Here is a 17,631-nt window from a genome sequence, read left to right as displayed (position 1 = left end):
GCGAAACCGAGCTTCCCCAGCATCCAGCCCCGGCAGTTCGGGGGCGGCATCGATGAGGTTTGCCGTACGTCTTTTTCCGAAAGCTTCGATCGGAACATATCTCATCGCCATGGCAGTGGCGATTGCACTGCCCATCTTCGCCTTCGTTGCCCTTCTTCTCATGCAGCTGGAAGACAACCAGCGGTCTACGCTCAAGCGCGAAACCGCACAGGATGCACTCGCCCTCTCACGCACCATCGACCGCCAGCTTCAAGATATGGCAACGACGCTGCGGCTGCTGTCCTCCTCGCCGGAGCTGGAGAGCGGCGACTATGAGTCTTTCTACAATCGTACGGAAACAGCACTGCGTGGCGATACGCTCTATGTGATCGCCGTCGACAGAGCCGGGCAGCAATTTCTGAATACCCGTCGCACCTTCGGCACGCCGCTTGGCAAGACGACGAACATCGCGGCCTTGGAAGCCGCGATGAAGTCCGGCCGGATCGAAGCCTCCGATGTCTTCATGGGCGGAACGAGCGGCATGTGGGTCTACAACGTCACCCTACCGCGCGACGAGGATCCTGTCGCCGCATTGATCATCACCCAGAATGCCAACGATCTTGCAAAACTCGTCACGACCGAGGGACTTGCCTCCGGCTGGTCGGCGGCGGTCATCGATCAGGGTGGTCATGTCGTAGCGAGCCGCGGTCCTGCCAATCTGCAGCCCGGCGAACCCTTCGACCCTCGCATCCTGCCTTCGCTCGTCGCATCCAGCGGCGTTTTCGAAGACAGCGATATCCTCCCGCATGCCCTGTTGGGCTATGCGCAAATTCCCGGCTGGTCCTGGAAGACTGTGGTATGGGGCCCGATCGCCACCGCCCAGGCACCGATCCTCAGCACTTGGCGCTTCCTGCTGATCGGCGGCCTCGTGCTGCTGCTCGTTGCCGTGCTTGCCACCTATGCCGTCGCCCGGCAGGTCCGCTCGACAATCCGCGAAATTGCCGACATGGCGAACCGGCTCGGCGAAGGCCATATCGTCTCTCCCGTCGAAACCAGCGTCATTGAGGCCAACCAGGTGGCGATTGCGCTTTCCAATGCCTCTTTCGACCGTAGCCAGAGCGAAGACCGGCTGCGCTTCGTCATGCATGAGCTGGTTCATCGCACCAAGAACCTGCTGACGCTTGTTCTCGCAATGATGCGCCAACTCTCCAAGCAGGCCGACAGCGTCGAGACATTCAGGCTGGCCGTCGCTCACCGCCTTGAGGGGCTCGTGCGCTCGATTGAACTTCTGACGGGCGAGCAATGGTCCGGCGTCTCGCTGCATCGCGTCATCGATATTCATCTCCAGGCCTTTCCACAGGCGCGCGAGCAGGTGGAAATCGTGGGCAAGGATTTCATCCTCAAGCCAGATGCCGTGCAAAATCTCGGCCTGGCGCTGCATGAACTCGCCACCAATTCGGTGAAATACGGGGCGCTCTCCATGCCGCAGGGCCGTGTGCGCTTCGAATGGCAGCCGGCGGAGGACAACATGTTACGGTTCACCTGGACTGAAAGCGGCGGCCCGCTAGTCAGTCCGCCGTCGCGCACCGGTTTCGGCACCACCGTCATCAAGGCACATGCCGCCTCCGCTTTCCGGGGCAAGGTCGATGTCGACTTCCGCCCTGAAGGTCTCGTCTGGATCCTCACCGCCCTGCGTGGGACGATGGAGCGCGAGTAACGGCAACCGGAACAATCACTGCAACTACCCGTTTGGAACAGGTCATTCAAAGGAGAAGGACCATGTTCAAGCAAACCATGATTGCCGCAGCAGTCCTTTCGGCAGCAGCCTGGGCCAGTTCGGCCGCAGCAGCCGACTATATGTCGCTTGGCCGGCTCGTCTGCGGATCAGATGGCGGCCAGGGACTGATCGTCACTTCAGAGAAGAACCTGATCTGCACCTATACGCCCGCTTCCGGAGGCCCCAAGGCGGTCTATGCCGGCAAGATCGAGAAATTCGGCATCGATATCGGCCAGACCGGCAAGAGCGTGATGATCTGGCAGGTGCTCGCCAAGACCGGCACCAACATGCCAGATTTCGCACTCGCCGGCGAATATTACGGCATCGGCGCTGACGCCAGCCTCGGCGCCGGCGGAGGTGCCAAAGTCATTGCCGGCGGCACGGACAAGGCCTTCATGCTGCAGCCGCTGAACCTGCAGGCCCAGGAAGGTCTCAATCTCGCCGTCGGTGTCGAGAAGATGACGCTGGTGCCGGGCGAAATCTGACGGTTCGCCGACGATAAAAGAAAAGCCTGCCGAAGCGGGCTTTTCGGTTAGTGGGCGATTGCCTTGTTGATCTCTTCGGTCACCTTCTTGGCGTCCCCGAGCAGCATCATCGTGCCGTCCTTGTAGAACAGCGTGTTGTCGATGCCGGCGTAACCCGAGCCGAGCGAACGCTTGACGAAGAGGCAGGTTTTGGCCTTGTCGACGTCAAGGATCGGCATGCCGTAGATCGGCGAGGACTTGTCGTCGCGCGCAGCCGGATTAGTGACGTCATTGGCACCGATGACATAGGCGACATCGGCCTGAGCGAATTCGGAGTTGATGTCCTCAAGCTCGAAAACTTCGTCATAGGATACATTGGCCTCGGCAAGCAGCACGTTCATATGACCCGGCATGCGGCCGGCAACCGGATGGATGGCATATTTTACCTCCACGCCGTTCTTCTTGAGATTGTCGGCAAGCTCGCGCAACGCATGCTGTGCCTGCGCCACCGCCATGCCGTAGCCTGGTACGATGATGACCTTGGAGGCATTCGCCATCAGATACGCCGCATCCTCGGCCGAACCGAGCTTGACGATCTTCTCCGACGTATCCGCCGCACCGCCTGCCGTCTCGCCGCCGAAGCCGCCGAGGATGACGGAGAGGAAAGAGCGGTTCATGCCTTTGCACATGATGTAGGATAGGATCGCACCCGATGAGCCAACCAGCGCACCGGTAATGATGAGCGCCAGATTGCCGAGCGTGAAGCCGATGCCGGCGGCAGCCCAGCCCGAATAGGAATTCAGCATCGACACAACGACAGGCATATCCGCCCCGCCGATCGGCACGATCAGCAGCACGCCGAGTAACAACGAAAGCGCAACGACCGCCCAGAAATCCAGGTGGCTCTCAGTCACCGCCAGACCGATGATGAAAAGCACGATCAGCGCAGCGAGGCCGATGTTGATCAGATGGCGGAAGGGTAAAAGGATCGGCTTGCCGGACATGCGCCCATCGAGCTTCAGGAAGGCGATGATCGAACCGGTGAAGGTCAGCGCGCCAATCGCCACACCGATCGCCATTTCGATGCGTGCTTCCGTATGAATCTGGCCGATCTCGCCGATACCGAAAGCATCAGGCGTATAGAGCGCCGATGCCGCGACCAGAACCGCGGCGAGACCAACCAGCGAATGGAAGCCGGCAACGAGCTGCGGCATCGAGGTCATAGCAATGGTGCGCGCAATATAGGCGCCGGCGCTGCCGCCGATGGCGAGTCCGAGGATAATGAGAACGAAGCCGCCGAAGTCAGGCGTCGCCAGCACCAGCGTCGTGAGGATGGCAATCCCCATGCCGATCATGCCGTAGAGATTGCCCTTGCGGCTGGTGGCCGGATGCGAGAGGCCGCGGAGCGCCAGGATGAAGAGAACGCCGGAGACGAGATAGAGGAAGGCTGCAAGACTGGTCATCGGCCCCTCACCTGTCCTTCTTGCGGTACATCGCCAGCATGCGCTGGGTGACAAGGAAGCCGCCGAAGATATTCACCGAGACGAGCACGAGCGCCACGAAACCGAAGCCGGTCGCAAGGCCACTGGTCGAAATCCCGACGGCGAGCAGCGCACCGACCACAATGACCGAGGAGATCGCGTTGGTAACGGCCATCAGCGGCGTATGCAGCGCCGGCGTTACCGACCAGACGACGTAGTAGCCGACGAAGATAGACAGCACGAAGATCGCGAACTGGAAGACGAAGGGATCGATCGCCCCGCCGGTGGCGGCGCTTGCCGCTTCAGGCGCTTGGGCAGCAGCGGTGATGACCGCGGTGACGGCCTGGTCGAGCTGCTCCAGCGCCTTGTCCATTGCTTCACTGGCCATCAATTATCCCCCTTCTTGGCGCCGCCGAATGCCGGATGCACGACGTCCCCCGCATAGGTCAGCATCGTCGCCTTGATGAGCTCGTCCTCGAGGTTGAGCACGACCGACTTCGTTTCCTTGTTCACCATCGTCTCCAGGAAGGTGACGAGGTTCTTGGCGTAAAGCACCGAGGCACTGGCCGCCACACGGCCCGCCATGTTCGGAAAGCCGATCACCTTCACACCTTCGACATCGGCGACCTGCCCCGTTACCACACCTTCAATATTGCCGCCGCGCTCGACTGCGAGATCGACAGCGACCGCCCCCGGCTTCATAGAAGCCAGCATGGTGCGCGAGACGAGCCGCGGCGCTGGACGGCCGGGAATGAGTGCCGTCGTAATGACGATGTCCTGCTTGGCAATGTGTTCGGCGACGAGTGCCGCCTGCTTCGCCTGATAGTCGGCCGACATTTCCTTGGCGTATCCGCCGGCCGTTTCCGCCGCCTTGAACTCGTCATCCTCGACGGCGATGAACTTCGCGCCGAGCGAGGCGACCTGCTCCTTCGCCGCGGGGCGAACATCGGTTGCAGAGACGGCCGCACCGAGACGGCGCGCCGTCGCAATCGCCTGGAGGCCGGCAACGCCCGCACCCATGACGAAAACCTTGGCGGCAGGAATCGTCCCCGCTGCCGTCATCATCATCGGCATGGCGCGGTCATAAACGACAGCTGCCTCGATGACTGCTTGATAGCCTGCAAGATTAGCTTGCGATGAAAGCACATCCATCGACTGCGCACGGGTGATGCGCGGCATCAGCTCCATGGCGAAGGCGGAAAGACCGGCGCGGGCCATCGCGGCGACCGCCTCGTCATTGCCGTAGGGATCCATGATGGCAATGACGACGGCACCGGTCTTATAGCCGGAAATTTCGCTTTCGCTCGGCCGGCGGACCTTGAGGATCACATCTGCGGACGCTGCATCCGCGAACGTGCCGATTACGGCGCCCACGGCCTCGAACTCACTATCGGGAATGCGAGAAAAGGCTCCGGCACCCGCTTCGACAGTGACATCAAAGCCGAGCGACTTTATCTTTTTCACAGTTTCGACAGATGCGGCAACGCGCGTCTCATCGCCCGTGATTTCCTTTGCTACGAAAACGATATTGGCCAACTGCCCCCTCCTCCGGGTCAGCTGGGCCGTGGCAGGCTGCTTGCCTGCACGGGCCAAGCATCTACATCACAAAGTTCGGAAGACCGTGCCTTCCCGCAGGCCGCGCTCAGCGGAGCAGGAAGATGCCGGCAACGAGGATGATGAGGAAGACAAGGATGCCACCGAGGAAACCGGCGCCACCGAAGAAACCGGCAGCCATGGCAAGCATCAGGGCGATCAGAAGCATCGTGCCGTATTTCGTGCCGGCAATGAACATGTTGTAGGTCTTTTCATGTTCCTTGTAGTCCATCGGCGCGCCGGTCTCGACCGGTCCGGTATGATGTTCGGCCATGAATATCGTCTCCCTGAAATGCCTTAGCGCTGCCTGATTCCCTCGCCTCAGCGAGCCAAATCCCCACCCGCAGGGATTACACAATGACGGGCGAAAGCGCAATGCATGAGAATGCCGCAGGGACGCCCTTCTCCTGATATGGAGAAGGCGTTCCCTATAGAAGAATCAAAGCGGCAGATCCGTTCCGAGCTGGCCTTCCGGCACGAAACGGGCGGTGGGAACGATGGTGAGCGAAGGCAGCGTGTTTTCCGGGCCGCGCGCGAACATCATCCGCTGCTCGCTGGCGCTGGAAATGAAGAACGGATAACGCGTAAGAAGCTTGCGGCCGACCTCGACGACGTTAGTTGCCATCAGCGTCATGTCGATCCCGTAATTTTTAGCCTTCTGGCCCGGCACGATGGTGTCTGCATAGAAGACACGCTTGTAGAATGCCGCATGTGGCGGGCGGACGAACTGCAGAACCCGATGTGCGCGGAAATGCGCGGCCGCTACTATGCTTGGCCGCAGCGTCAGGTAGGGAATCCAGGTTAGATCGGCGGTCAGATCGGGATCGGCAGCAAAACGCGCCGGATCGATTAAGCTCAGGCCTGCATCGAGAAGCGCATCGATCGCTTCTGGGAAGGCGCCGGCCGACTGGCTAACGCGATGCTCCGGCGTCACATGGTGGATACGGATCGTGCTGACGAGTTCGCCGTAATAATAGAGCCCGAAAACATGAGCATGGCTGTCGAAATCCGTGTCATCGAGCAGTCCCTTCGGGGCCAGCGCCAGCGTGTCGTGCGCCTTGTAGGCCTTGTAACGCAACCGCTCGACATCTTCCATGTCCTCAGTGCTTTCGACGCGGCGATATTCGACATTATCAAGAATTTCGAGAACCTTCTTCGAAAAGTCACTCGTACTCAAAGAGACAGACGCCATAATGGACCCCGTTGTTAACGGGTCATTAATCATATCTCATTCTTCAAAGCGCAAGATTTGATAAAAATTCGGGACATATTTGAATTATTAAGGTTAACAGCCGCGAACATGCCGGTGGTCACACCGTCATATAGCGCCCTGATCAGGCGACCTTGGCGCGGCGACGCGGTGCCGTGCGGCGGTTGAGAGCGTGGGAAAGGATGCCGATTTCCTTCGAGGGAACCGGTGGGGAAAAGACGTAACCCTGTATGAGATCCGTGCTGCGGTGCTTGTTGAGAAGCGCCAGCTGCTCCGGGGTTTCGACACCCTCGACGACGATCTTGAGACCGAGCTCGCGGGCAAGGTGGACCGTGCCGCGCAACAGTTTCAGGCGGCGCGTATCTTCGACGATGTTACGTACGAAGGAGCGGTCGATCTTGACGATATCGAGCGGCAGAGTGTCGAGATAGCTGAGGCTGGAGAAGCCGGTGCCGAAATCGTCGATGGCGATGGTGATGTCGCGGCTGCGCAATTCGGCAAGGATGGCGCGCACGACCGCCGGCTCGTCGATCAGGCTGCTTTCGGTGATTTCCAGATGCAGGCGCGATGCCTCAAGACCGGAATGCGCCAGCGCGTCCGAAACGACCGACAGGATGTCCGCGTCACGCAAGTCGCGCGCCGACAGGTTCACCGAAACGGCGATATGATCCGGCCAGCTCATGCATTCTTCGCAGGCCTTGAAGAGCACGAACCGCGTAATCTGCGAGATGATGCCCATCTCTTCGGCAAGGCGGATGAAGACGTCGGGCGGAATGTATCCCTTTTCCGGATGCACCCAGCGAGCCAGTGCTTCAGCACATTCGATGCGCAGGCCATCAGCCTTGAACATTGGCTGGAAGACGAGGTGAAGTGCATTTGCAGCCACGGCCTCGCGCAGATCCGCCTTGAGCTTCTGCTGCTCGATATAGCGACCATCCATTTCGCGCTCGAAACCGGCAATACCGCCCTTCAAGCGCGACTTGCTTTCGAACAGCGCAAGGTCAGCCTTGACACTCCATTCGTCCATGGCGAATGCGTCGCTCTCGAGGACGGCGTACCCGGCACTGAGCGAGACGAGGAAGGTTACCTCATCAACTTCATATTGACCCTGGATCGTAGCATGCAGCTTACGGATGTCGGCATCCAGCACCTGCCGGTCACGCGCATGCGGGAAGAAGAGGATGAACTGGTCGCCCATCAGGCGGCCGACGATGGCGTTGCCGGCCACCTCCTTGACCCGCATGGCGATGGCGCAGAGCAGGTGGTCGCCGGTCACGTGACCCCGCATGTCGTTGACATGCTTGAACTCGTCGATATCGAGGATCATGAAGCCGAGGGGACCGCGTTTCTTCGAATGCCTGGCGAGATAATCCTGCACGAGATGGCCGAAATACTCGCGGTTCGGCAGGCCGGTCAGTGCGTCGAAGCGCACCATGTGCAGGATCTTCTGCTCGGCCTTCACACGGCTCGAAACGTCTTCGAAGATCAATACCGCACCGCCATCTGCGCGTCGGCTTGCTGAGAATTCCAGCGACAGTCCCTCGGGGAAATGGATGAGCGTCCGCGACAGGCTGCCTTCGGCCACCTGTGTCAGCTGCCGCAGGATCAGCTCCGGCTGCGAAGCGTCCATGAAGCTGTAACGTGCGCCATAACGCAACACAGCGCCGAGATCGCGATCCTTCAGCCGGTCCGGCACGCCAATTTTCAACAGCTCGCAAGCCTTGCGATTGATGACCTGGATCCTGTTCTCGTCATCGACCATGACCAAGCCGTGCGGCATATTATTCAGCGCCGTATCGAAGCGATCGGCAATCGAAGCGATCTCGCGTCGCGCGATCACGTTCTCATAGAGGAACTCACGCACGCCGGTCGCCATGGCCCGCGTCGTCAACCAGAACGGAATGAGGAAGACCGACAGGATGCCGCGGTAGAAATCGAGCGTCATCACGCTGCAGATGATCATCGGCAGACAGCAGGAGAAGGTCTGCAGGTCGACCGCCATGCGCGAGCCGTAGTTGCGGCCGACCACCGAAACCATCGTCGCCATGGTCACTGCAATACAGGCGAGCTCGGCAAAGGAATCACGCGTGAAAAAGATGGCATACCCGCTGCCGATGCCAAGAAGCGTGGTGATGCCGGCTGCGCCGACCACGAGAATCTTCTCCCAGCGCTCGATCTCGGCAAAGGAGAGCTTCTCCTTGTCTACCTTGTCGAACAGGCGGAAAATCGCCATGCGGGCGCAGAACACCACGATGACGGCGACAGCCAGAAATATATAGACGGGAGACTCGGTCTTGGCGGCGACAGCCAGGAAAGTGGCGGAGTGTACGATGACGCCAGCCAAAAGCGTCATGCGGTTCCCGGAGAGGGAACTCACAAACGACAGATACACATCCTTAGGGACCCTGTTCGGGTTATGTGGCTTCATCCATACTTTCCCTGTGCGCGGGAAATGTAAACCGAACCCTTTAAAAATTGATTTCAAACGGTTCAAACATTTGGTCAATTTTTCTAAAACCATAGGATGAACTACGCATCCTGGACGCGACAATGCAGCTTTATGGCGAGGTTTTTGAAAAAAATATCCGCGCCAGAGTTGCCGGAATTTTCAACGGGATCACGGGAGCCTCGCCGCATAAGACTATAATCCAAGGCGGGCCATTTATCCTTCCAATTTCAAAAACGCTGGTTTACACCGGCTAGAGGGGAGAACTGCCGAAAACGGCAAGATAATAAGGGGAGGCGAATGTCGGTATTCCTGGCCGTCAGTCGGCTGATCGACTCGATCAGCGAGTTCATTGGCAAACTATCCGAATACCTGGTGCTTTTCTGCTGCCTGATCAGCGCCGGCAATGCGATTGTGCGCTATGCATTCAACTATAGCTCTAACGGTTGGCTCGAGATCCAGTGGTATCTCTTCGCCTTCGTCGTGGTGCTCGGTGCCTCGCATGCGCTGCGCAACAACGAGCATGTCCGCGTCGATCTGATCTATGGGTCGGTTTCTGACAGGGGGAAGATCTGGATCGACATCGTTGGCCTCATCCTCTTCCTCATTCCCGTCTGCATCTTCCTCACCTGGGTCTCCTGGCCCTTTTTCGCGCTTTCCTACCGGCAGGGGGAAATATCGGGCAACGCCGGCGGGCTGATCCGCTGGCCCGTCAAGCTCGTCCTTGTCGCCGGTTTCGCGCTGCTCACCCTTCAGGGCGTTTCGGAGCTGATCAAGCGGATCGCAGCCGTTACCGGCCATATCAGCATCGATACGAAATACGAAAAGCCGCTGCAGTAACGCGCGCCTGGAGGAACAGATTTGTTTGATTTCGGCATCATTCCGCCGGCCATGTTCCTGGGCATGGTCATCTTCATGCTCTACGGCTTTCCGGTCGCCTTTTCGCTGGCCGCCGTCGGCCTGTTTTTCGGCATCATCGGCATCGTCACCGGCCATTTCGACGAGGCCCTGCTGCAGGCTCTGCCGCTGCGCTTCTTCGGCATCGTCTCCAACGACCTCTTGCTTGCCATTCCCTTTTTCACATTTATGGGCGCGGTGCTGGAGCGTTGTGGGCTGGCCGAAGACCTGCTCGAAGGTACCGGCAAGCTCTTCGGTGGCGTTCCCGGTGGCCTGGCCTATGCTGTCATCCTCGTCGGCGCCGTGCTTGGCGCGATCACCGGCACGGTGGCCGCCTCGGTCATCACCATGGGTGTGATTTCGCTGCCGATCATGCTGCGTTACGGCTACAATCCTCGCCTTGCCACCGGCGTTATCGCCGCTTCCGGCACAATCACCCAGGTGATCCCGCCCTCGCTGGTACTCGTCGTTCTCGCCGACCAGCTCGGCAAATCGGTCGGCGACATGTATCGCGGCGCGATCGGCCCGTCGATCCTGCAGGTGGTGATCTTCGTGCTCTTCATCCTGGTGTTGTCGATCATCCGACCAAAATCGATGCCGCCACTGCCAAAGGAAGTGCGCGGCGACTTCAATTGGGCGCTGCTCGTGAAGGTGCTGATGAGCATGGTGCCCTCGATCGTGCTGATCTTTCTGGTACTCGGCACGATCTTCATGGGTCTCGCTACGCCAACGGAAGCCGGCGCGCTCGGCGTCGTCGGCGCCATGGTGCTCGCCGCCATGAACCGGCGCCTCACCTGGCCGCTGATCCGCGAGGCGATGACATCGACCACACACATCACCTCCATGGTTGTGATGATCCTTATCGGCTCCACCTGTTTCAGCCTGGTCTTCCAGGGTATGGACGGCTCGCGCTGGATCGAGCACATGCTATCGGGCATTCCCGGCGGCCCGGTCGGCTTCCTGATCTTTGTCAACATCTTCATCTTCGTGCTCGCCTTCTTCCTCGATTTCTTCGAGATCGCCTTCATCGTCATCCCGATGCTCGCCCCCGTCGCCTCCAATCTCGGCATCGACCTGATCTGGTTCGGCGTGCTGATCTGCGTCAACATGCAGACGAGCTTCATGCACCCACCCTTCGGCTTCGCGCTCTTCTACCTGCGCTCGATCGCCGGCCGCGAGGTTAAGACCTCGGATATCTACATGGGCGCACTCCCTTGGGTCGGCATGCAGCTGATCCTGGTAGCGATCGTGATCTTCTGGCCGCAATCGGTGACCTACTGGCTGGACCATGGTCCGAAGATCGACCCGAACTCGATCAAGATTGAAGTCCCGGGCTTCGGCGGCCAGCTCGGCCTGCCGCCATTGGGAGCACCGGGCGGTGGCGGTTCCCCGCAGATTCCGGGCCTGACCTTGCCGGCCCTGCCGAGCGCGCCCCCGCCGCCACCTGCGCAATAGAGCAATTCCAGCAAAAGCGTGCAGCGGTTTTGCGTCCGGAATCGTATGAAACAAAGAAATAGAGGAATACAAAAGCCCCGGATTTTCATCCGGGGCTCCTTTATTGATAGCGCTTGAGAAAAGAAGATCTTTTAGATCTTACCCGCGCGCTGCTGGATCATCATGAACGTATCGAACGTGTATTCCGAGAGCTGCATCCAGAGATAGGCATCCCGCTTGAACGCAGTCTGGTCGTCGTAGATCTTCTTGAAATACTGGTTCGTGCCTGAGATTTCGCTGTAGATACCCATCGCGGCCTGGAAGCAGGCTTCCATGATCTCCTGGCTGAACGGCCGTAGCGTTGCGCCCTCAGCAACAAGCTGCTTCAGCGCGCTCGGGTTCTTCGTGTCGTATTTTGCCAGCATGTTGGTGTTGGCGAAAGCGCAGGCGTCGTTGAGCGCTGCCTGATAGTGCTTCGGCAGGCTGCTCCATTTATCGAGATTGAAGAAGGCATGCACCGTCGGGCCACCTTCCCACCAGCCCGGGTAGTAATAGTACTTCGCCACCTTGTGGAAGCCGAGCTTCAGGTCGTCATAGGGGCCGACGAATTCTGCCGCGTCGATCGTTCCCTTTTCCAGCGCCGGATAGATGTCGCCGCCGGCGATCTGCTGCGGGATGACGCCGACCTTCTCCATGACGCGGCCGGCGAGACCGGCAATGCGCATCTTGACGCCCTTGAGATCGTCGAGCGTATTGATTTCCTTGCGGAACCAGCCGCCCATCTGCGCACCGGTATTGCCGGCCGGCAAGGCATACATTCCCTGTGTGGCATAGAATTCGTTCATCAGCGTATTGCCGTTGCCCTGGTAAAACCAGGCATTGGTCAGGCGGCTGTTCAGTCCGAACGGAATAGCAGTTCCGATGGCGTAGGTCGGGTCCTTGCCGACAAAATAATAGGAGGTGGTGTGGGCTGCTTCGACAGTACCGGCCGCCACCGCATCGACGGCCTGCAGGCCGGGGACGATTTCGCCGGCTGCGAAAGGCTGGATCGTGAAATTACCATCAGTGGCAGCCGAAACATGCTTGGCAATATCTTCGGCGCCGCCGTAGATCGTGTCCAGGCTCTTCGGAAACGACGAGGTCATACGCCAGGCAATCTTCGGGTTTTCCTGCGCAATTGCAGGTGCCGCCAAGGCAGTCGCGGCAACGGCACCGGCGCCGGCTGTTCCCGCCTTCTTCATAAATGAACGACGATCCATCAAAAACCTCCCGTATAGATGGCACTGCGTGGTCAATCCTCACCCCTACCCGCAGTAATGGCAAAGCTAAGCATGGCGGAAGAAGCGTTTCAAGCTCTAGTCTATTAGTCTTTGGGATCACGACGCTTCTGTGGCACAAGCCACACATCCATCGGAATCAGCAGCTTAGCTGCATCGTGCCCGGCCCCACAGCAAGAACCGCCGCAATTTGGTCACCGCGTGCATCCAAGCGTTGACTTCACGGTCGATCTGGCCGCACAAACGTCCGATATTGTTTTCCTCGGGGCAAAAATGACGAAACCGATCGTTGCGATTCCCGCCGATATCCGCAGCCTTGATGGCGCAACCTGGCATGCCGTCCAGCATCAGTATCTGCGCGCAGCGCTGAATGCGGCCGGCGTAATGGCCTTCATCATTCCCGCCTTTGAGGAGGGCTATGACACAGATGCCATTCTCGATCGCGTGGACGGCGTGCTGGTTTCCGGCTCGGCAAGCAATGTGCATCCCTCGCTCTACGGCATCGAAGCCACCGAAGCTGATGGCCCTTTTGATCCGGCGCGCGACGCCACCAGCCTGCCGCTCATCCGCCGTGCCATCGACCGGGCTATCCCGCTTCTTGCCATCTGCCGCGGCATTCAGGAGCTGAACGTTGCGCTAGGCGGCTCGCTTGCGAGCGAAATCCAGGAACAGCCCGGCATCTGGGACCACCGGAAACCCGATGTGAAGGATCGCGACGGCATGTATGCAATCCGCCAGAGCGTCTTCGTTAAGGAGGGTTCGTGCATCGCTGGCATCATTGGCGCCGGCGAAATCCGCGTGAACTCGCTGCATCGCCAGGCTATTGCCAAGACCGCTCCCCGCCTGCAGGTTGAAGCCACGGCAGAGGACGGGACGATAGAAGCGGTCTCCGTCATCGACGCCAAGGCCTTCGCCGTCGGCGTGCAATGGCACCCGGAATACTGGGCCGAGACCGACAAGCCCTCCAACAAGATCTTCACCGCCTTCGGCGATGCCGTCAGAGACTACGCCGCCGGCAAGTTGCCTTCGCGCTCGGCGCAGGCAATCGGCTGAAACGAAAAGGCCGCCGGATCGCTCCGACGGCCCTTTTCTTGCTGATCGAATGGCTCAGCGACCACCTTCGATCTTGCGATGACGCTGGTTCGTACCGTTGACGCCATAGGGATATTGCCCCGGAGTTGGTGCGCTGACCTCATTGAGCTTTGCCGTCTCTTCAGCCGAGAGCACGAATTCCGCGGCAGCGAGATTGTCGGCAAGTTGTTCGGAGGTACGAGCACCGAGAATGACCGAAGTCACAGCCGGACGCGCGGCCACCCAGGAAAGCGCCACCTGCGCCATACTGACGCCGCGTGCCTTGGCGATCTCCTCGACGCAACTGATGATACTCCAGGTCCGCTCCTGCGCGTTGCGGCCAGCATAGGCCTCGCCGCCGCGATTGGGATTTTCGCCGAGGCGCGTCGCACCCGTCGGCATCTCGTCGCGCCGGTACTTGCCGGTCAGCCAGCCGCCACCAAGCGGTGACCAGGGCAAAAGGCCCATGCCGGCATCCTGGCAGGCATCGACGATCTCGAGTTCGATATCGCGCATCAGCAGGTTATATTGCGGCTGCAGGGTCACCGGGCGCGTGTAACCCTGTGCCTTAGCGATTTCAGAAGCCTTGGCAATGTGCCAGCCGACATAGTTGGAGAAGCCGTAATAGCCGATCTTGCCGGCACGGACGGCATCATCGAGGAAGCGAAGGGTTTCCTCGATCGGTGTCAGCGCATCCCACGCATGCATCTGGTAGAGATCGATATGCTCGACACCGAGACGACGCAGCGAGTCATTCAGCGCCTGGTTGAGATGGCGGCGGGAAAGGCCGATATCGTTCGGCCCGTCGCCCATAGGAAAACGGCCCTTGGTGGCGATGACAGCCTGCTTTGCCTGCGCGGGACGCGCCTTCAGCCAGCGACCGATGATCTCCTCCGATACACCGGCGCTATAGACGTCTGCCGTGTCGATGAAATTGCCGCCCCAAGCGAAGTAGTCGTCGAGCATCTTGAAGGATGCCGCCTCATCGGACTCCTTCCCGAATGTCATGGTACCCAGGCAATATGCGGTGACGACGGCCCCGCTGGGACCGAGCTTGCGATAATCCATTTCTGCCTCCTTCAGAAGTGCCGGCTGCCGGCGTCAAAATGCGCCGGGCGGAGCAGACGCTCCCCGATCAAATCGCTATGTGTGTGCTTGAGACGGCGAGATGCCGCCGATGATAATCGCGGTCGCTGGGAATGACGCGGCCGGGGCTAACCATAGCCAATCCTTCCCCGCTGACCAAGTAGGAAACTGGAAAAAGACCAAGGGCAAAATGGGAATAAGCGAAAACCCTCCTCCGCCTTCACGAAAAGGAGTGCGAAGAGGCCTATTGTTTAACCGGTGTTTCGGCGACCGGTGTCACCGGCTTCCCCTGCTCGAACCAGGAGATGAGGTTTTCCGCCACCAGATCCGCCATCGCATTGCGCGTCGGGATGGAGGCCGAGCCGACATGCGGCACCAGCACGGTATTCGGCGCGGAAAGCAGACCGGCCGGCACGTTCGGCTCGTCATAGAAGACATCGAGGCCGGCGCCACCGATGGTGCCTGCATTGAGCGCAGCAATCAACGCATCCTCATCCATCGTCCAGCCGCGGCCGATATTGATGACGATGCCGTCAGGGCCAAGCGCAGTAAATATCTCCGCGTTGATCGTTTTATGCGTCTGCGGGGTCTTCGGCACGATCGCAATCAGCGTGTCTACGGCCTCGGCAAGCCCTTTCAGCGTCGGGTGATAATCATATGGCGCATCGGCATGGCGGGAGCGGGTGTGATAGCTGATCTTCACCTTGAAGGGTTCCAGGCGCTTGGCAATCTCAAGACCGATGCGGCCAAGGCCATAGAGACCAACATGACGGCCCTTGAGCGAAAAGCGTGTCAGCGGATAGGCAGCACCCGGCTTCCAGTTGCTGTCTCGCAGCCAAGCCTCAGCCTTCGGCAGCTCGCGAATGGCGTTAAGCAGAAGCGCAACGGCTGTGTCGGCCACCTCGTCGTTCAACACGTCGGGCGTGTTGGTGACGATGATGCCCTTCGAACCTGCAAGCTTGGCATCGATGCCGTCGTAACCCACCCCGAAACTGGCGACGATCTCCACATTCGGCAATTGTTCGAACCAGGCGGCCGGGAAAACTCCGCTGAGCGCCACGCCGCGAATACGTTTCGCCGTCTCGGCATCAAGCTTCAGCGTCTCGTCGCGATCGACGGTTACTACCTCGAAACGATCCTTCAGCTGGGCGAGAACGCGATCATGCATCTTCCCGGGAACGAGAACGGCAATGCGGGACATGGCTTTTCCTCTTGGCTTCGGCGGTCAGGAACGCGGCCGATAAGGGCTTGTAGACTGGCGGATACGCATTTCCGGCTTGATGAGATGGATGCCATCGGGCTCATGGCTGCCGGCAAGTCGATCAAGTAGGGCGCGGGCGGCGAGACGTCCAACCTCCGTCTGGCCGTTCCAGACGGTGGTCAGTGCAGGTGTCGCGATCGAGGCCTCTTCCAGATCGTCATAGCCGGTCACCGAGATATCGCTGCCGGGCACGAGCCCCGCGCGGGCAATGCCGTTCATAAGGCCGATTGCGACCAGATCGTTCCAGCAGACGGCCGCCGTAGGCTTCTGCGGCAGGGACAGGAAATGCACTGCGGCCTCGAAACCGCCCTGCTTCGAGCGCGGGCCGGGAATGCGCAGGTTCGGATCGACCTCGATGCCGGCCTTGCGCAGAGCATTGACATAGCCCTGATAGCGGTCGCGCCCGGTCGAGGTCTGGTCAGTACCACCGATCATCGCGATCGTGCGATGGCCGAGGCCGATCAGGTGGTTGGTGGCAAGCGAAATGCCGTAGCTGTCGTCGCCGCGATAGGTCGGCACATCCTGGCTGTCCATGGAGCGGGCGACAAGGATCGCCGGCATGCCGTTTTCTTCCGCGAGTTGGATATCCTCCGGCGGCGTGCCGATCGCCGGCGACATGATGACCCCGTCGCCACCGAGCTGCAGCAGGGTTTCGATGAAGGTGCGCTGCTTCTCGACGGAATCGTAATGATTGGAGAGAATGAAGGTGTGGCGGCTGCGATCGAGTTCGCTTTCGATCGCCTTCAGGATTTCCCCGTAGAACGGGTTCATGATGTCGTGGACGACGACTCCGATAATGCCGGAGCGCGACGTGCGCAGGCTGGCGGCGCGGCGATTGTAAATGTAACCGAGCGCGCGGGCCTGTTCCTTGATCTTTTCGCGGGTATTGCCGGCAACCAGCGGACTGTCACGTAAGGCAAGGGAAACAGTCGCCGTTGATATGCCGAGCGTTTCGGCAATCGTCGAAAGCTTGATCTTCTGCGCCACGTCTCCTCCTCCAGGCAACGCGTGAAGCCGATAACGGACTGCCGCGGTGCAGCGACAGCCTTAAAAAATTTAATTAAAAGATTTAAGCGGCGCAGGCAATTCGCGTTTTGAGGAAAATTTCAATCTTCCTCATCTTCGTCGACATGTATGGCCTCCGCCTGCAGATTGGCATCGATCGCCTTCAGCAGTCGCACCAGATTGCGGATCTCCTTTTCGGAGAAATCGAGCGTCGCGAGCTTGTCGCAGGAGGAAGCCGCAAGCTCGATTGCCTGTACGCTGCCGCGACCGAGTTCAGTGAGATAGACCTTGGTAAGGCGAGCATCTTCGGCGTCGGGCTTGCGTTCGACAAAGCCCTGCGCCTCCATGCGGCCGATGGTGCGGGTCATGGTGGGCGCCTTCACGCCGAGCTTCTGGGCAAGCCCGCCGGCCGTCATGCCGTCACTTTCGGAAAGGGAAATGATGACGCCGTCCTGGCCGGCATAGAGACCGCTTTCGAGAAGATTGCGCGACAGGACCGTACGCATGGAGCGGGCAGCCTGCGTCAGAGCCGGCGAAAGATCGACAAGCGTATACTCGGTCTGGTCCTTCTTTTTCTTATGCTTCTTGCCGTCCTTATGCTTCTTGCCCATTGCCATCCCTTTGATCTTTAAGCACTGCCCAGGCTGCGT

16 protein-coding genes are annotated in these 17,631 nt (G+C 59.7%); 5 read left to right on the top strand and 11 right to left on the bottom strand.

Translation table 11 applies throughout. From position 1 onward, the window contains the following. The first annotated feature begins 52 nt into the window (after window positions 1-52). Both H4W29_RS12275 and H4W29_RS12270 read left to right on the top strand, forming a co-directional pair. Window positions 53-1,696 carry a sensor histidine kinase gene (locus tag H4W29_RS12275; protein WP_192729150.1) on the top strand — a complete coding sequence of 548 codons (1,644 nt, stop codon included), beginning with the start codon at window positions 53-55 and terminating at the stop codon, window positions 1,694-1,696. Window positions 1,697-1,758: 62 nt separating this feature from the next. Beyond that, window positions 1,759-2,241, top strand: a complete 483-nt coding sequence (locus H4W29_RS12270; protein ID WP_192729149.1) for a DUF992 domain-containing protein — start codon at window positions 1,759-1,761, stop codon at window positions 2,239-2,241. Window positions 2,242-2,288: 47 nt separating this feature from the next. Here H4W29_RS12270 and H4W29_RS12265 read toward each other — a convergent pair whose 3' ends face one another. The 6 genes from H4W29_RS12265 to H4W29_RS12240 all read right to left on the bottom strand — a co-directional run bounded on the left by H4W29_RS12265 (window position 2,289) and on the right by H4W29_RS12240 (window position 8,932). Then, window positions 2,289-3,683, bottom strand: coding sequence for an NAD(P)(+) transhydrogenase (Re/Si-specific) subunit beta (locus H4W29_RS12265; protein ID WP_192729148.1), 1,395 nt, complete (start codon window positions 3,681-3,683; stop codon window positions 2,289-2,291). 7 nt (window positions 3,684-3,690) lie between these two features. Beyond that, window positions 3,691-4,089, bottom strand: a complete 399-nt coding sequence (locus H4W29_RS12260) for a proton-translocating transhydrogenase family protein (protein WP_192729147.1) — start codon at window positions 4,087-4,089, stop codon at window positions 3,691-3,693. Continuing rightward, window positions 4,089-5,237 carry a Re/Si-specific NAD(P)(+) transhydrogenase subunit alpha gene (locus H4W29_RS12255; RefSeq protein ID WP_192729146.1) on the bottom strand — a complete coding sequence of 383 codons (1,149 nt, stop codon included), beginning with the start codon at window positions 5,235-5,237 and terminating at the stop codon, window positions 4,089-4,091. The genes H4W29_RS12260 and H4W29_RS12255 overlap by 1 nt, the downstream gene beginning before the upstream one ends. A gap of 106 nt (window positions 5,238-5,343) precedes the next feature. Continuing rightward, the gene (locus tag H4W29_RS12250; protein WP_192729145.1) at window positions 5,344-5,568 is read right to left on the bottom strand and encodes an aa3-type cytochrome c oxidase subunit IV; all 225 of its coding nucleotides are present in this window, start codon (window positions 5,566-5,568) and stop codon (window positions 5,344-5,346) included. Window positions 5,569-5,733: 165 nt separating this feature from the next. Next, window positions 5,734-6,486 (bottom strand): N-acyl amino acid synthase FeeM domain-containing protein, encoded by a 753-nt coding sequence (locus H4W29_RS12245; protein WP_192729144.1) that lies wholly within the window; start codon window positions 6,484-6,486, stop codon window positions 5,734-5,736. Between the two features lie 142 nt (window positions 6,487-6,628). Next, window positions 6,629-8,932, bottom strand: a complete 2,304-nt coding sequence (locus H4W29_RS12240; RefSeq protein ID WP_192729143.1) for a putative bifunctional diguanylate cyclase/phosphodiesterase — start codon at window positions 8,930-8,932, stop codon at window positions 6,629-6,631. Window positions 8,933-9,250: 318 nt separating this feature from the next. Here H4W29_RS12240 and H4W29_RS12235 point away from each other — a divergent pair, with 318 nt between their 5' ends. Both H4W29_RS12235 and H4W29_RS12230 read left to right on the top strand, forming a co-directional pair. After that, a complete protein-coding gene (locus H4W29_RS12235; RefSeq protein ID WP_192729142.1) occupies window positions 9,251-9,790 on the top strand; it encodes a TRAP transporter small permease subunit in 540 nt (179 codons plus the stop codon). Window positions 9,791-9,811: 21 nt separating this feature from the next. After that, window positions 9,812-11,302 (top strand): TRAP transporter large permease, encoded by a 1,491-nt coding sequence (locus H4W29_RS12230; protein ID WP_192729141.1) that lies wholly within the window; start codon window positions 9,812-9,814, stop codon window positions 11,300-11,302. 131 nt (window positions 11,303-11,433) lie between these two features. On the opposite strand, the gene H4W29_RS12225 is transcribed toward H4W29_RS12230, so the two are convergent. Beyond that, window positions 11,434-12,540, bottom strand: a complete 1,107-nt coding sequence (locus H4W29_RS12225; protein WP_007817421.1) for a TRAP transporter substrate-binding protein — start codon at window positions 12,538-12,540, stop codon at window positions 11,434-11,436. 291 nt (window positions 12,541-12,831) lie between these two features. On the opposite strand from H4W29_RS12225, the gene H4W29_RS12220 reads away from it, so the two are divergent. Next, window positions 12,832-13,611, top strand: a complete 780-nt coding sequence (locus H4W29_RS12220) for a gamma-glutamyl-gamma-aminobutyrate hydrolase family protein (protein ID WP_192729140.1) — start codon at window positions 12,832-12,834, stop codon at window positions 13,609-13,611. 54 nt (window positions 13,612-13,665) lie between these two features. On the opposite strand, the gene H4W29_RS12215 is transcribed toward H4W29_RS12220, so the two are convergent. From H4W29_RS12215 to H4W29_RS12200, 4 genes are all read right to left on the bottom strand, one after another. Beyond that, window positions 13,666-14,697, bottom strand: coding sequence for an aldo/keto reductase (locus tag H4W29_RS12215; protein WP_192729139.1), 1,032 nt, complete (start codon window positions 14,695-14,697; stop codon window positions 13,666-13,668). 262 nt (window positions 14,698-14,959) lie between these two features. Beyond that, window positions 14,960-15,916 (bottom strand): 2-hydroxyacid dehydrogenase, encoded by a 957-nt coding sequence (locus tag H4W29_RS12210; protein WP_192729138.1) that lies wholly within the window; start codon window positions 15,914-15,916, stop codon window positions 14,960-14,962. Between the two features lie 24 nt (window positions 15,917-15,940). Further along, a complete protein-coding gene (locus tag H4W29_RS12205) occupies window positions 15,941-16,963 on the bottom strand; it encodes a LacI family DNA-binding transcriptional regulator (RefSeq protein ID WP_112544249.1) in 1,023 nt (340 codons plus the stop codon). 119 nt (window positions 16,964-17,082) lie between these two features. Further along, window positions 17,083-17,592 (bottom strand): MarR family winged helix-turn-helix transcriptional regulator, encoded by a 510-nt coding sequence (locus H4W29_RS12200; protein ID WP_007817440.1) that lies wholly within the window; start codon window positions 17,590-17,592, stop codon window positions 17,083-17,085. Between the last annotated feature and the right edge of the window lie 39 nt (window positions 17,593-17,631).

The sequence above is a fragment of the Rhizobium viscosum genome (genome assembly GCF_014873945.1).
GTDB lineage: Bacteria > Pseudomonadota > Alphaproteobacteria > Rhizobiales > Rhizobiaceae > Rhizobium > Rhizobium viscosum.
Note: the sequence above shows the minus strand (reverse complement) of the source record. Positions and strands in the feature narration are given on the sequence as shown.